12 protein-coding genes are annotated in these 14,923 nt (G+C 51.1%); 6 read left to right on the forward strand and 6 right to left on the reverse strand.

The window, feature by feature from the left end; translation table 11 throughout:
- Nucleotides 1-41: 41 nt before the first annotated feature.
- Nucleotides 42-4,790 (forward strand): RHS repeat-associated core domain-containing protein, encoded by a 4,749-nt coding sequence (locus AC3Y5R_RS06415; protein WP_489920643.1) that lies wholly within the window; start codon nucleotides 42-44, stop codon nucleotides 4,788-4,790.
- A 73-nt stretch (nucleotides 4,791-4,863) separates the two neighbouring features.
- On the opposite strand, the gene glnQ is transcribed toward AC3Y5R_RS06415, so the two are convergent.
- From glnQ to rhtA, 5 genes are all read right to left on the reverse strand, one after another.
- Nucleotides 4,864-5,586, reverse strand: coding sequence for a glutamine ABC transporter ATP-binding protein GlnQ (gene glnQ, locus AC3Y5R_RS06420; RefSeq protein WP_489920644.1), 723 nt, complete (start codon nucleotides 5,584-5,586; stop codon nucleotides 4,864-4,866).
- Nucleotides 5,583-6,242, reverse strand: coding sequence for a glutamine ABC transporter permease GlnP (gene glnP, locus AC3Y5R_RS06425; protein WP_158783198.1), 660 nt, complete (start codon nucleotides 6,240-6,242; stop codon nucleotides 5,583-5,585). The genes glnQ and glnP overlap by 4 nt, the downstream gene beginning before the upstream one ends.
- Before the next feature lie 85 nt (nucleotides 6,243-6,327).
- A complete protein-coding gene (gene glnH / locus AC3Y5R_RS06430; RefSeq protein ID WP_489920645.1) occupies nucleotides 6,328-7,074 on the reverse strand; it encodes a glutamine ABC transporter substrate-binding protein GlnH in 747 nt (248 codons plus the stop codon).
- A gap of 380 nt (nucleotides 7,075-7,454) precedes the next feature.
- Nucleotides 7,455-7,958 (reverse strand): DNA starvation/stationary phase protection protein Dps, encoded by a 504-nt coding sequence (gene dps / locus AC3Y5R_RS06435; RefSeq protein WP_489920783.1) that lies wholly within the window; start codon nucleotides 7,956-7,958, stop codon nucleotides 7,455-7,457.
- A gap of 444 nt (nucleotides 7,959-8,402) precedes the next feature.
- On the reverse strand, nucleotides 8,403-9,311 hold the full coding sequence (rhtA, locus tag AC3Y5R_RS06440) for a threonine/homoserine exporter RhtA (protein ID WP_489920646.1): 909 nt from the start codon (nucleotides 9,309-9,311) through the stop codon (nucleotides 8,403-8,405).
- Nucleotides 9,312-9,676: 365 nt separating this feature from the next.
- Between rhtA and ompX the strand changes: the two genes are divergently transcribed.
- Nucleotides 9,677-10,189 carry an outer membrane protein OmpX gene (gene ompX / locus AC3Y5R_RS06445; RefSeq protein WP_158783195.1) on the forward strand — a complete coding sequence of 171 codons (513 nt, stop codon included), beginning with the start codon at nucleotides 9,677-9,679 and terminating at the stop codon, nucleotides 10,187-10,189.
- 46 nt (nucleotides 10,190-10,235) lie between these two features.
- On the opposite strand, the gene AC3Y5R_RS06450 is transcribed toward ompX, so the two are convergent.
- Entirely contained in the window at nucleotides 10,236-10,361 is a 126-nt protein-coding gene (locus tag AC3Y5R_RS06450) for a hypothetical protein (RefSeq protein WP_489920647.1), read from the reverse strand.
- Between the two features lie 166 nt (nucleotides 10,362-10,527).
- On the opposite strand from AC3Y5R_RS06450, the gene mntR reads away from it, so the two are divergent.
- The 4 genes from mntR (at nucleotide 10,528) to AC3Y5R_RS06470 (ending at nucleotide 14,923) form a co-directional block, all read left to right on the forward strand.
- Nucleotides 10,528-10,980, forward strand: coding sequence for a manganese-binding transcriptional regulator MntR (gene mntR / locus AC3Y5R_RS06455; protein ID WP_489920648.1), 453 nt, complete (start codon nucleotides 10,528-10,530; stop codon nucleotides 10,978-10,980).
- An 18-nt stretch (nucleotides 10,981-10,998) separates the two neighbouring features.
- The gene (locus AC3Y5R_RS06460; protein WP_489920649.1) at nucleotides 10,999-12,114 is read left to right on the forward strand and encodes an SLC13 family permease; all 1,116 of its coding nucleotides are present in this window, start codon (nucleotides 10,999-11,001) and stop codon (nucleotides 12,112-12,114) included.
- Between the two features lie 116 nt (nucleotides 12,115-12,230).
- Nucleotides 12,231-13,358, forward strand: a complete 1,128-nt coding sequence (locus AC3Y5R_RS06465; RefSeq protein ID WP_489920650.1) for an HlyD family secretion protein — start codon at nucleotides 12,231-12,233, stop codon at nucleotides 13,356-13,358.
- Nucleotides 13,355-14,923: a DHA2 family efflux MFS transporter permease subunit gene (locus tag AC3Y5R_RS06470; protein WP_489920651.1), complete on the forward strand. Its 1,569-nt coding sequence runs from the start codon at nucleotides 13,355-13,357 to the stop codon at nucleotides 14,921-14,923. Before AC3Y5R_RS06465 ends, AC3Y5R_RS06470 begins: the two co-directional genes overlap by 4 nt.

Genomic DNA, 14,923 nt, shown 5'->3' on the forward strand with positions numbered 1-14,923 from the left:
ATGGTGATAATGATTTTCAATATTAGAATTTTTTAAGGTTAATGAATATGAATGAATTATATTCTAATGCTTTTAATTTTGGTTCCTCTCTTTCTACCGGAGTGGATCCAAGAACCGGACAATATTCAGCTTCGCTGGAGCTGATTTCTCTGAGTCCTTTCAATATGGAAGGGGCTACCTATCCACTTACCTTATCCTTCTCAATGTTTAACAGTCTGAATAATGGATTTGGTACCGGCTGGACTCTGTCTTCTACACGCTATGATTTGCAAAATCGTCTGTTCACAACGCACGGTGGGGAAAGTTTCAAAAGTGAGCCTGTTGTTGCAGGCAGAGAAGTGGTTTTGCGGGACGGAAAATTAAAAAACGTCAGGCTGGTTTCGCAAAATACTAATCTTTATTATGTCTATAATAAAGATGGCACGGTCGAGACTTTACAAAGAACGAACTTGAGCAGCCAGCTGGCACTCACCACGTCAGTCACATTTGAAAATGGTGAAATATATGATTTCACCTATGGCCCGATCATAGGGGGAAATCACTGCCTGACGGAGGTCCGGCATCGTCAGACAAATACTGTCATACTGCGGTTATCCTATTTTGGTGTGACCTGTAGTCAGATTGAATATCCCGATGACCTTGGTGTTATGCAGAGGATTGTGCTGGATTATAGTAATAACCGACTCACAGGTATCAGCATTCCCTTCTCTTCATCTGTTCGCCCTTCGGCTGGTTATGTTTTTAACTATCTGACGTTACAAAATTCATTCCTTGCAATTGAACGGTACCGGAAGCCTTCTGGTTATATTGAACAGATTCAGTATAATGCCACAGGTATGAGGACCACCAATACCAGCACCATTCCGTGTGTAGTGGCATTAAATGCATTTCCGGGCAATGGGCAGCCAGCCATCCTGAAAAATTATCAATATAGCGCGACCAATAATTTTACAGGTTTTTTTTCTGGGAAAAACCAGATCGATCGCGATCAGGATAATCTATATCTGGTCAGTGGCACGTACAATTACTCATCAACTGAGCGGTTGGTGGAAAATGGTAATGTTATTTCCAGTACAGAACGAACTTTTAATCGTTTTCACCTGTTAATTAAGGAAGAGAAAACCGAGGGGGGTAAACGGCTCACACGAAATTTAACTTATAACGAAATAGCTGGCGTTAATTATTATCAGCAGCCTGCCAACTTGCAGTTGCTGGCTCGGATAGAGACTATTTATACTGATTTAAGTTCAGGGGCTTCCCGGCAGGAGCAGGAGATCTACCAGACCGATCAGTGGGGGAATACATTACGTACCACTCATGTTGATGGCACCCAAGAGATCAATGAGTATTATCCTGCCACGGGCGAGGGAAATAATTGTCCTGCCGATCCGCTCGGCTTCTCACGTTTTTTAAAATCCACAGTCAGGAAAGCGGCTTATGGAACCGCAGCAGATAAAGTCACCCGCTACAGCTGGCAGAATCTGCCTGCATTCAGTGGGGCGTCGTTGCTGAGTGGATACGTTTGCCTGGCCCAGGAAGAGGTTTCCGGACTCCTGACTAAAAGATACGGCTATACGAACTCCCCCACACAGCGTCAACATAGTCTGCTGGCCCGTATTGATTCTTCGATGAATAATCTGGCCACCACATCGACCTTCGGCTACCAGTTTACAACGGCAAGCGTCACACGCACCGAAACCGTAACTGGTCATGATAACGCGCGGAAGCAAACCTCAGAAATTACAGCGTTACTTTCCGGACGGCAACTGCGCACGGTGGATGAAAATGGCACGACTGTTGATTACCGTTATACGCCGGAAGGGCAGTTGAGTGAGGAGATTATTTCCGCCGGAACATCGCAGGAAGTTAAGCGTCACTATTCTTATCAGTACCCCGCGGCCGGGCAAGGCAATTACTGGCCTGTTATGACCGAAACCACACCGGATGGTGTCAACCGACAAATTTACTATGACGGGATGGGCAGGGTTGTTTCAATTGCTGAACAGGATGACGATGCAGTCCTCTCTTCCGGCAGTTACACCGGCACCTATCGGGAAACGTTTTCCCGACAGTTTAATGTTCAGGGTCTGGTCGTGACTGAAACGGACACTGACTGGTTATGGGATCTCTCTTCTGCTTCTTCGCGGCGTCTGGCGCAGCCGTATCGCCAGACGAAGCATCATCTGTATGACGGATGGGGAGGATTGATCACTACATCATATAATGATGGCCGGGTGGAGAAAGACAGTTATGATCCCGTTACCATGGTTTCCCGGCAGGGTTTACAGGGGTTGGGGAATGTCACCAGTCAAAAGAATCTGTTTGGTAAGCCTGAAACTATTCGCATCCTTAAGCAAAATGAGACGGTCTATGCGCGAACAGTGGTTGAGTATGACGGATTTGGTCGTAAAATTTCAGAAACTGACAATAATGGCGCCGTCATTCGCTATGAGTGGGACATCTTTGACCGGTTGATTCGTAAAATTCTGCCTGATGGTACCCAGCTGGATTCTGCTTACGCTCCTTTTTCTGCTGCTGAGTATATTGCCTCTGTTTCAGTGAATAACAGGCAGTTTGGAGAAGCCTCCTATGATGGCCTGGGACGGGTGGTGCGCGACACGATCGGCGGTCGGTTAACGCAATATGGTTATAACCAGGGAGAGTCTTTACCGGAAAGAATCACGACTCCTTCCATGAGTAACCAGTCCCGGGGCTATCAGTTTCAGTTGGGCGGTGTACTAAACCGTATTCAGACACCACAACTTAATCAAAATTTCTCTTATTTCTCTAAAACGGCAAAGTTGCAAAATGCCTCAGAGGGCAATGTCAACAATCAGTATGAATACTATCCTTCGGGGGCAGTTAAAAAAGAAGAATTGACTGAGAACCATCAGGTTATTTCATCCAGCGATTATCGTTACTCCATGTCCGGCGCTTTGCAATATTATCGTGATGCATTGGGAAATGAGCATTTCTATGATTATGATACTTACGGGAGATTACAGCGATCCCGGCAGGGAGAACAGTCAGCGACTTATGGCTATGATGGGTTTGGCCGCCTGATCAGAACGGAAGTGCAGGGCGGGCACTCCAGACTGACGACAACCATCGATTATGATGAGTTCAGCCGTGAAATACGTCGGGTATACAGCACCCATACCTCAACCGAAATTCTGACACAATCATATACGCCAGAAGGCAGACTCAGTCAGCGACTGTTGCTCAGGGACAGCCTTGTTCTGAACAATGAACGATTTGACTATGACAGTCATGGCCGTCTGCACAATTATCATTGTGCCGGTATCGAGGCACCGGCTGACAGCACAGGTCGAATACTTTCAGGTCAACTTTATCATTATGATCAGTGGGGGAATATCGTACGGCTGGACAGCTCCTATGGCTCAATGACCGAATCGGTTTTCTATGAATATAGCCAGACCGATCCCACACAATTGCGATTTTTGAGCAGTAACACTCTGATTGCTGAACTCCGTTATGATGATAATGGAAACCTGGTCAGGGATGAAAAAAAGCAAACGCTGGTTTATGACAGCAAAAACAGACTGACAGAGGTCTGGAGTCAGCGTAATGAACTGGTTTGTCGCTATCAGTATGATGCGCAGGATAAGCTGATTGCTCAGATACTTCCTGACGGTAAAACTAATCGCTCTCATTATGCTAATCAACGTATTTCCAATGCCGAAATCGGTGATGAAAAACTGACATGGCTGGATGACAACACGCATCAGCGTCTTGGGCATACCAGTGTTACTGGCCAGCAGAAAAAGGATTATCAATACGGTTTGCTGACTAACGGCACTCCCTATCTTGCTCAGTCTGGCAATGACGTTCTCCATCTCAGCCATACGCCTTATGGTTTCCGCAGCTTACTTTCAGCGTCTCCTGGCATGGCTGGTGCACAGATTGATCCGGTTACCGGCTGGTATTTCCTGGGTAATGGTTACCGCGTATTCAATCCTGTCTTGATGCGCTTTCACAGTCCGGATAGCTGGAGTCCCTTTGGTGAAGGCGGCATTAACCCTTATATTTATTCTCTGGGCGATCCTGTTAATCGCATGGATCTGAATGGGCATCTCAGCACTGCAAGTATTATTGGTATCACACTCGCCTCTGTTAGTTTATTGTTGGCGATACTGTCATTTGGTGCAGCTATTCCGGCTGTTGCGGCAAGCTCCTCGTTACTCGCTTCTATTGCTGTGAGTTCAAAGGTCGCGGCCATTTCGGTTGCGCTGGGAGCAGTCAGTGATGTTTTGACAATAGCATCATTAGCATTGTCGGAAAAAAATTCGGAGGCATCATCAATCCTTGGCTGGATCAGTACAGGGTTTGGCGCGGCAAGCATAATTTCAGGGTTGACTTCAACGATATCTTCGTTTGTATCAAAAAGTCAGACAGTGCAGGGCGCGGCCACTGTGGCTAGAAACACTAATGCTAATCTTAATGGATTCACCAGCTTAACAGGGGATCTTACTAAGCTTGACATTATTCTGGCCGGGACTGGAGTCGCAACCGGCGTTCTCGGAATTGGCAGTAGTATCGCTTCAGAATTTGTTGATGAAAGAACGGCAGAAATTCTGGGGTGGTTCTCATTAGGGACTAGTACTGTTGGCCTGACAGCAAGTTCTGTTTCTATCTGGAAGGGATGGCAATATCAGAAACAGAATTACGATTTTTCGACGCCACAAATCACTGACAACATTCGATTGGAACGACGTTTGTCATTGTTGTCCCTGGAAGATATTAATGCTGTTTTAGAAACGCGAGTCTGATTTTGTTTTAAACAGGCTTCCTCTTTATCGTGAGGAAGCCTGAAACAAGTGCGGGTACCGAAAATTCACGGTCTTACGACACGTGCTGTAAAAATTCCTGCAGGCGAGCGCTTGGCGGGTTATCGATCAGCTCGTCAGGGTTGCCATCTTCGGCAATGCGTCCCTTGTCGATAAAGATCAGCCGCGAGGCCACTTTCTTGGCGAAGCCCACTTCGTGAGTCACGATCACCATAGTCATGCCTTCTTCTGCCAGATCCTGCATCACCTTGAGCACTTCATGACGCAGCTCCGGGTCCAGCGCGGAAGTTGGTTCATCAAACAGCATCATTTTCGGCTTCACCGCCAGCGCACGTGCTATCGCCACGCGCTGCTGTTGTCCACCTGACAGCTCGGAAGGGAAGTGGTGGGCGCGCTCGGCGAGGCCCACTTTGCCCAACAGCTCTTTTGCCAGACGATGAGCTTCTTCCTTCTTCGCGCCACGTACGCGGATGGGGCCAAAGGCGACGTTGTCCAGCGCAGTCATCTGCGGGAACAGGTGGAACTGCTGGAATACCATGCCCGCTTCCTGTCGAATCAGACGGTCGTCAACCTTTGGATCGTTCACTTTCAGCCCGTCAACAATCAGTTCGCCGGTGGTGATCTCTTCCAGCTTGTTGATGCAGCGTAACAGGGTGGATTTACCGGAACCGGAAGGGCCGATAATCACCACCACTTCTCCCTGTGTGATGGTCAGATTGATGTCGTGCAGAACCTGAGTCTGGCCAAAATGCTTGCAGACGTTTTTAAATTCAATCACAGGATTTTCATCCTTTTTTCAATGCGACGCAGAACAAAGCTCAGCACCAGCGTAATAATCAGATAGATAACGGCCACGGCGCTCCAGATTTCCAGCGCGCGGAAGTTTCCGGCAATAATTTCCTGGCCCTGACGGGTCAGCTCGGCCACGCCGATCACGATAAACAGCGAGGTATCCTTGATGCTGACGATCCACTGGTTGCCCAGCGGTGGCAGCATACGGCGCAGCGCCAGCGGCATGATCACGTAGCGCAGCGTTTCACGGCTCGAAAGGCCAAGCGCCAGACCGGCTTCACGAAAGCCTTTGTTAATTGACAGTACGGCACCACGGGTGATTTCCGCGATGTAAGCACCGGAGTTAATCATAATGGTGACGACCGCAGCGCTGAATGGATCGATGCGTAGGTCGTTAAAGGCCATCGGCAGGGCGAAATAGATAAACATAACCTGCACGACAATCGGTGTGCCGCGGATCAATTCGATAAATACCAGGGCGATGTTGCGTGACAGCCAGCCGCCATAAGCGCGGGCAAAACCGGCCACCAGGCCGATAATCAGGCCGCCGACCAGCCCGAGGACCGAAATCCACAGGGTCAGCCTGGCACCTTCAAGCAGGGCCGGAATTGATGGCCAGATGGCGCTCCAGTCAAACTGCATTATCTCTTCTCCGGTTCAAAACCATTTTTATCTGGGTCGTGGAAAACGCAGGCGAGTGCGCCTGCGAAAAGTAAATCAAAATGTCTTATTTAGGTTCGGTACCGAACCATTTTTTATACAGCGTGTTGTAAGTCCCGTTTTCACGCAGTGTTTTCAGGGCACCGTTCACTTTCTCACGCAGCTCGTCGCTGCCTTTCGGGAAGGCGATGCCGTACTGCTGAGCTTCGAGAGAGTCGCCTACCGCTTTGAACTGGCCTTTGCCAGCGGTATGGATGAAGTACAGGATGTTTGGCGTGTCGTGCAGCACTGCATCAGCACGGCCGGTGCCAAGCTCCATATAGGCGTTGTCGATATTCGGGAACTGACGCAGGTCTTTGGCCTTGATGTGCTGTTTAGCGTAGTCCACCGAACCGGTGCCGCTCTTCACTGCCACCACTTTGCCGTTCAGATCGTCGATACCTTTGATCGAATCATTATTGGCTTTGACCATTACCTGTAGGCCGCTTTTGTAGTAGCCGTCGGAGAACTCAATGGCTTTCTTACGTTCATCGGTAATGGTGATACCGGCCAGCGCCAGGTCGATGTTACGGGTCTGCAGGGCAGGGATGATGCCGCTGAAGTCCATTGGCTTCAGGGTATAATCAATGTTCAGCTGTCTGGCGATAGCGGCCCACAGGTCCACATCGAAGCCCACATATTTGTCACCCTGTTTAAACTCGAAAGGAACGAAGGCGGTGTCAGTAGCGACAACCAGTTTTTTTTCTGCGGCAGTTGAAGAGACGGCAAACGCCAGCGTCAGCGCAGCCAGGGAAAACTTAACAATCGACTTCATTTTTTTATCCTTATGCAGTCAGGCAAGGTCTATGCCCGATTGAATGCCAGCATCCATATGAAAAAATTATGCCACTTTTTCGGAATATATGAAAAACAGCACTTTAAGTCAATTTTTCCGGACCTGAGCAGTCATTGATGGTGGGGTGCACCAAAAGTGCGCACCAAAACAGGGCGTGATGTTCATTGTGGTGCAGATCAGTTGTAGCAAAAAAGGGCATAAAAACAACCTGCAAGGAGCAGGGAGGAGGAGAATTGTTAAGAGAGTCTGAATTTTCCTGAAATGGCTGAAACTGGCGAGGCTTAAAAAAAGAGCAGATGAAATTCATCTGCTCTTTACCGTTCAGTAAATGGCAGGCTGTGGGGAAGCCTGCCGTCGTGTTACTCGATGTTAGACTCGATGAACCACAGGAATTTATCCAGGTCACGCGAGGCAGCGGTGAAAATATCCGCCGTATCTTCATCTTCCACTTCGGTGATCGCTTTACGGGTGTCATTTGCGACGACAGCATAGCGTTCAGCCAGTGCTTTAAGGTGATCCTGAACGCTGTGGATATTCAGCGGGTAGCTTTTTAACGGTGTTTTATCGTTAACGATCTGAGTTGTCCCCAGTGCCACGCCGCCTAGCTGAACAACACGCTCAGCGATAGTATCCTGATGCTCGGTGATAACGGTACGGAAACCGTCCAGCATCTCATGCACGCCAATAAAGTTAGCGCCACGCATATTCCAGTGCGCCTGCTTGGTTATCAGGGACAAATCAATGAATTCCGTTACCAGACGATTCAGCACCTCAATGGTGGCTTTTTTCTCGTCGTCAGCCACGTTGTTACGGGTGTAAATCAGATCAGAAGATTTCGTTTTTACCAGTTTAGCGGTACTCATCATTAATATCCTCTTAATGGGGTTGTCCTGAAAGTTACGAGATTAAGTATAGCACCGCTTTTTAACTCTGCCGGAAAGTTACTGCCTGTCAGTCTAATAGCCGGAACCTTAAGGTTGAAGTTGCCGGTTAATTGAGCATATTCAGCGAGTTAAATGAGATTAATAAATATTATCAGTCAGCTTTAATTAGTTAACTTACTGATATAATTCTTATTTTTTTATTGAAAGAGAAGGGTTTAAATGAGGGTGTTATTTTTAATGATTATCTGTTGTCGGATATTTCTGAGCGGAAATTTCACATTGATGTCACCAAAATATAACAGGTGTAATGGCGCAAAAGTTAAAATAACTTCGCCCCATCGGTTGGGGCGAATATAGACTGGGGAATCGCGGGCAATCAACTGTCAGTTTGCCCCGACATCCGGGAGCGGGGCAGGGTGGCAATCATTCCCGCAGCTCGCTTACCGGATCGATTTTCTTCTTTCTGGGTCGCATGGTCAGCGTCGACCCTGCTGAGGCCAAGATAATTGCCAGCAGTCCCAGCCACTGCACCAGCGTCAGCTCCTCGCTCAGGAACAACATTCCGGAGAGTGCTGCCATTGCCGGTTCAAGGCTCATCAGCGTGCCGAAAGTTTTCGCTGGCAGACGGGTCAGTGCCACCATCTCCAGCGAGTAGGGCAACGCACTGGAAAGCACCGCAATGGCCAGTGCGACGGGGATTAGCGACAGGCTCCAGATGTCGCTGCTGGCATAAGCCAGACCTATCGGCACAAAAATCAGCGAAGCAATCAGGGACCCCATCGCCACGGTGGCCGGGCCATGCTCAGCGCCGGCACATTGGCCGCTGAGGATATAGACTGCCCAGAAGGCACCGGCCAGCACTGCCAGCAGGGCACCTTTAGGATCCACACCGGAAATACTCTGCCCGATGGGTAACAGGAGCCACAGGCCCAACAGTGCCAGCAGCACCCAGACGAAGTCCAGCGGGCGGCGTGAACCGGCCAGTGCCAGTGCCAGTGGGCCGGTGAACTCCAGCGCCACCGCAATACCCAACGGGACGGTGCGTAACGCCAGATAGAAGGAGTAGTTCATGCCGCCCAGAGCAATGCCATACAGCACCAGTGGCAGGAGCTGCTGACGGCTGAAGCGTAAACGCCAGGGTTTAAAGATAATGCAGAGGATCACCGTTCCCAGCGAAAGACGCAGAGCGGTAATACCCGGCGCACCAACTACCGGGAACAGGGTTTTTGCCAGCGCCGCCCCGCCCTGAATAGAGATCATGGCAATCAGCAGAACCAGAACGGGTAGCCAGATGGGAGTGTGTGAAGATGATGCAGCAGAGGAAGAGGACATCCTGTAGACCAGCCTTATTTGTCCATCAAAGTGAGAAAAAGTTCCCCACAGTGTAATGGAACGCCCAATCAAACGGGTAGAAAGGCTGAAAAAAATGTCAGCGAAACGCTAAAAACAGGGCTAGAACGGTAAAGAAACGTCAGGATTAATTAAGAATAGCCTTAATGAACATTTTTTTACATTCTGATGACGGAGGTGAGGGAACTCCTAAATTATAAGGAAAAAGAATGACATGCAAAACTTCATTAACGTCCTGTTACACCAAAATTTGTGTTGGACAACAATTTCGGGGCAGAGTTTCTTCCTGAGTTTTGTTATATTTTCAGCGTTGTCAGGAGATAAGTATTTTCACATTTGAGGTGGTTATGAAAAAAATTGCATGTCTTTCAGCACTGGCTTGCGTACTGGCAGTATCTGCTGGTTCAGCAATGGCACAAAGCACTGTTTCCGGCGGTTACGCACAAAGCGATATGCAGGGCGTAATGAACAAAGCTAACGGCTTCAACCTGAAGTACCGTTACGAAGATGGCAGTAACCCACTGGGGTGGATCGGTTCTTTGACTTATACCGCTAAAAATGACTCCGAAGCGGGCGTTTACAACAAAGGCCAGTACTACGGCCTGACCGGTGGTCCTGCTTACCGTCTGAACGACTGGGCAAGCATCTACGGTGTTGTAGGTATCGGTTACGGTAAATTCCAGCACAACGGCGTGGATCGTAACAAAACTGATTCAAGCGATGTAGGCTTTTCTTACGGTGCAGGTATGCAGTTCAACCCAGGCATCGAAAACGTTGCACTGGACGTGGGCTACGAGCAGAGCCGTATCCGCAGCGTTGACGTTGGCACCTGGATTGCTGGCGTAGGTTACAGCTTCTAAGTTGTCACCGCCTTGCCGGTTCCGGCTGGCAATAAAAAATCCGCCCTCAGTGGCGGATTTTTTTATGCTCAGAGCTCGGTTCTGCTGGCTTACTGGTCAGCATTTCCAGCAGCTGAAGCCGCAACGTAAACGGTGAGCGACAGAGTAGCTGCAATAAAAGTGGCTTGTTCATCCGACGTTCCTCCCGTTCGTTTTATCATCAGGTATAGCACAAGCTATCTTTTGTAGCCAGTGCTATTGCGCGAAATTTTGAGCTGTCGAGAGCTTCGTTTACAATGTGGCACCAACAGGCTGATGCGGCCGTTATCGGGCATCAGTGATAATAATGAGGAAGCTGAATGAGTCGTCGCGCAAAAACAGCAGTGCCCACGCCACTGAAAGATATCGAAGAGCATGTCGAAGGCTTCCGTCAGGTGCGGGAAGCCCATCGCCGTGAGCTTATTGATGACTATGTTGAGCTGATTTCCGATCTGATCCGTGAGTTTGGCGAAGCGCGTCAGGTGGATATGGCGGCACGTCTGGGCGTGTCTCAACCCACCGTCGCCAAGATGCTGAAAAGGCTGGCTGGCGGGGGGCTTGTAGAGCAGGTTCCTTACCGGGGCGTTTTCCTGACTGCAGAGGGTGAAGCGCTGGCTGAAGAGAGCCGTAAGCGGCACCATATTGTGGAAACATTCCTGCTGGCGCTGGGGATCAGTCCTGATACCGCACGCCGCGATGCAGAAGGGCTGGAGCACCACGTCAGTGATGAAACGCTGGCCATTTTCCAGAAATTTTACGAAAGCCGTCAATAACCCATTCTGTGAGTCCGCATGGCAACGCTGCTCAGGCCTTTTCTGCACGATCGCTTCTTGCATCTGTTAGTTGTTCTGGGCCTGCTGCTGGCCTGCTTTGTTCCCTTCAGCCTGCGGCAGCTGCCTGCCGCGGTTGACAGGCCCACGCTGACCACGCTCTGTGGTCTGCTGATGCTGACCAAAGGTATTGAAGCCAGCGGCTACTTTGACGTACTGGGACGGCGGCTGGTGCGGCGTTTTCACCATCAGCGGGCGCTGGCGCTGTTCTTTGTCGCCGCTTCCGCACTGTTGTCCACCTTTCTGACCAACGATGTGGCGCTGTTTATTCTGGTGCCGTTGACGTTGTCGCTACGCCAGTATTCTGCACTGCCCATTGCCCGGTTGATCATCTTTGAAGCGCTGGCGGTTAACGCCGGTTCGCTGTTGACTCCCATCGGGAACCCGCAAAATATTCTGCTGTGGCGTCACGGGGAGGCAGGCTTTGGCGGTTTTGTCTGGCAGATGTTGCCGCTGGCTGCCGTGCTGGTAGCCAGTTTGCTGATCCTGACGGCAATCTGTTTCCCCCGTCGCCGGATTGAGCACTCTTCCCATCAGCAGGAGAAAAGCTGGCAGCGTCCATTACTGATTGCCAGCGCCGTGCTTTATCTGTTGTTTATCGTTGCGCTGGAGCTGGACTTTGCCGTCTGGGGTCTGCTGGTGGTGTTTTTGGTGCTGCTGGTGATGGCCCGCCGCATTCTGCTGAGCATTGACTGGAGTCTGCTGGCCGTATTTATCGCCATGTTTATTGATGTTTTCCTGCTGACACAGTTGCCCGCTCTGCAGCACGTTCTTCATCAGATGACACAATTGCCGGGTGGAGGGCAGTTCCTGGTGGCGATTGGTTTATCTCAGGCGATCAGTAATGTGCCTGCCACTATTCTGCTGCTCAGCAGCCTGCCCGCGAGCACGCTGCTTGCCTGGGCGGTAAATATTGGCGGCTTTGGGCTACTGCCGGGCTCGCTGGCTAACCTGATTGCCCTGCGCATGGCGAAAGATCGCCGTATCTGGTGGCATTTTCATCTCTATTCTGTGCCGATGCTGGCGTGGGCTGTAGCGGTTGGCTGGGGGCTTTATTTAGTAATAAATGCGGCCTGACCTCAGTCTAATCTGACTTGGTAAAGAAACGCTGGTATTTGTCAGTTTACGTTCTATTGTTATAGCAGCGTACTCTTGCGGACCTGGTTTGGGTCCGCTGTAAACTGATGAGAACTATGGCTAATCAATCAACTTCTCCGTCAGATGATGACCAGCGTCATCAGGATGACACCCAGCAGCAGGACAACAACGACCAGTCTGAACACAAGCGTCCCGGCAAGAAACCGCTGATTATCCTCGGGATAGTGGTGGTAATTGCGCTGATTGTGGCGCTGTGGTTCTGGTTGAGCACCCGCAATATCGAAACCACCGATGATGCCTTTACCGAATCGGATGCGGTCACCATCGCGCCGAAAGCTTCTGGTTATGTCACCAAACTTCTGGTGCGTGATAACCAGCGCGTGAAGAAGGGCGATCTGCTGGTGCTGATCGATCCCCGTGACAATACAGCCCAGCGCGATCAGGCGCAGGCTCAGCTTGGCCTGGCTGTCGCTCAGCTGCATCAGGCTCAGGCCTCGCTGGCGCTGTCTAAAGTTCAGTATCCGGCGCAGAAAGATCAGGCTCTGGCCCAGCAGGCGAAAGCGGAAGCCAACTTGCTCAACGCCCAGGAAGATTACAAACGCCAGCGCGGCGTCGATCCCCGAGCCACCTCTCAGCGGAATATCGACGCGGCCAGCGCGCAGTTAAGAAGCGCCAAAGCCGAGCTGGAAAGTGCCAAAGCGCAGGTTGAAGTGGCTTCACAAATCCAGCTGCAGATTCGACAGCAGGAAACCAATGTGGAAGCCCGTCAGTCGCAGGTGCAGCAGGCTCAGGCCCAGCTGAATACCGCCAATCTGAATCTCTCCTATACCGAAGTGCGTGCGCCTTACGATGGCTTTGTCACCAAGCGTAATGTGCAGGTCGGCACACTGGTGCAGGCAGGCAGCTCGCTGTTCTCACTGGTTTCGCCGGACGTGTGGATCACCGCTAACTTCAAAGAGTCGCAGCTGAACCGGATGAAGCCGGGTGATAAAGTGGATATCTCCGTTGATGCATGGCCGGACCTGAAGCTGCAGGGACATGTGGACAGCGTGCAGATGGGGTCTGGTTCGCGCTTCTCCACCTTCCCGTCCGAGAATGCTACCGGCAACTACGTGAAGATTGTGCAGCGTGTCCCGGTGAAAATCGTTATCGACAAAGGGCTGGATCCGGACAAACCTCTGCCGCTGGGGCTGTCGGTCGAGCCTAAGGTGACGGTTGAATGAGTCACAGCGAGAACTGGAAACCGGCCAGCAATCCCTGGCTGGTCGCCATGACGGTTACGCTGGCGGTGTTTATGGAGATCCTGGACACCACCATTGTTAACGTGGCGCTGCCGCACGTCGCCGGTTCGCTCTCTTCCAGCTATGACGAATCCACCTGGGTGCTGACCTCCTACCTGGTGGCAAACGGCATCGTTCTGCCCATTTCGGCGTTTCTCAGCCGCCTGTTTGGCCGCAAACAATTCTTCCTGATTTGTATTGTGATGTTCACGATCTGCTCTTTCCTCTGCGGTATCGCCACCGAGCTGTGGCAAATCATCCTGTTCAGGGTTCTGCAGGGTTTCTTTGGGGGGGGCTTGCAGCCGGTGCAGCAGTCTGTTCTGCTTGACTACTTCAAGCCAGCCGATCGTGGCAAAGCGTTTGGCCTCTCTTCGATTGCCATCATCGTGGCACCGGTGCTGGGTCCGACCCTCGGTGGCTGGATCACCGATAACTACAGCTGGCGCTGGGTGTTCTTTATCAATATCCCGGTGGGGATTTTCAGCGTGCTGGCGATCTATCAGTTGCTGGAAGATCCGCCGTGGGAGCGCAAGTGGGCGAAGGGTAAACTCAAGATCGATTACATTGGCATCAGTCTGATCACCCTGGGTCTGGGTTGTCTGCAGGTGATGCTGGACAGGGGAGAGGACGATGACTGGTTCAGCTCCAGCTTTATAGTCACCTTTGCCATCCTTACTGTGATTGGGCTGGTCGGAGCCGTTTACTGGCTGCTGTACGCGAGGAAGCCAGTGGTCGATCTGCATGTGCTTAAGGATCGAAATTTCTGGGTCGCCAGCATTTTGATGGCCGGGATGGCGGCGATCCTCTACGGCAGCTCGGTGGTTATCCCTCAACTGGCGCAGCAGGACCTGGGTTATACCGCCACCTGGTCGGGACTGGTGCTGTCGCCGGGCGCGGTGCTGATTGTGTTGTCGATCCCGCTGGTGTTGAAGCTGATGCCGATTGTACAGACGCGCTGGCTGATCGCCTTTGGCTTCACCTGCCTGTTTGTGTCGTTCATTTATTCAGCGACGCTGACGCCAAATGTCGATTTCACCACGCTGGTGCTGATGCGCAGCGCACAAACTATCGGACTGGGTTTCCTGTTTGTGCCGCTGACCACCATCGCGTTCGTCACCATTCCGCAGCGGCTGAACGCCGATGCCTCGGCGCTGTTCACCATGTGCCGTAACGTGGCCGGGTCGATAGGGATTTCGCTTTCCACCGCGATGATCACCGAGCGAGAGCAGGTTCGCAGTGCGAATATGGTGCACAACATGACCCCGCTGAATGAACCGTTCAACCTGACGGTAGAGCGCTGGGCGCAGGGGGTGAGGGACTTCACCTCGGCGGTGGGCGATCCGGTGACCATCGCCACCGGCCAGCTGTATAAAGAGATGATTGCTCAGGCCCGCATTCTGGCCTATATCGACGTCTTTATGGGCCTCAGTATTGTTGCCCTGGTCCTTATTCCCTTATGTTTACTGCTCGCGCCGATTAAGAGCGAGGGCAGTGCAGGAGCACACTGA

The organism is Erwinia sp. 009765445 (assembly GCF_058137865.1).

Coding starts and splice junctions, on each gene's coding strand:
- rhtA (WP_489920646.1), bottom strand. CDS start 9,311: ATGTCCTCTTCCTCTGCTGCATCATCTTCACACACTCCCATCTGGCTA.
- mntR (WP_489920648.1), top strand. CDS start 10,528: ATGAGTCGTCGCGCAAAAACAGCAGTGCCCACGCCACTGAAAGATATC.
- ompX (WP_158783195.1), top strand. CDS start 9,677: ATGAAAAAAATTGCATGTCTTTCAGCACTGGCTTGCGTACTGGCAGTA.
- AC3Y5R_RS06415 (WP_489920643.1), top strand. CDS start 42: ATGAATATGAATGAATTATATTCTAATGCTTTTAATTTTGGTTCCTCT.
- AC3Y5R_RS06450 (WP_489920647.1), bottom strand. CDS start 10,361: ATGAACAAGCCACTTTTATTGCAGCTACTCTGTCGCTCACCGTTTACG.
- glnH (WP_489920645.1), bottom strand. CDS start 7,074: ATGAAGTCGATTGTTAAGTTTTCCCTGGCTGCGCTGACGCTGGCGTTT.
- AC3Y5R_RS06465 (WP_489920650.1), top strand. CDS start 12,231: ATGGCTAATCAATCAACTTCTCCGTCAGATGATGACCAGCGTCATCAG.
- AC3Y5R_RS06470 (WP_489920651.1), top strand. CDS start 13,355: ATGAGTCACAGCGAGAACTGGAAACCGGCCAGCAATCCCTGGCTGGTC.
- glnP (WP_158783198.1), bottom strand. CDS start 6,242: ATGCAGTTTGACTGGAGCGCCATCTGGCCATCAATTCCGGCCCTGCTT.
- AC3Y5R_RS06460 (WP_489920649.1), top strand. CDS start 10,999: ATGGCAACGCTGCTCAGGCCTTTTCTGCACGATCGCTTCTTGCATCTG.
- dps (WP_489920783.1), bottom strand. CDS start 7,958: ATGAGTACCGCTAAACTGGTAAAAACGAAATCTTCTGATCTGATTTAC.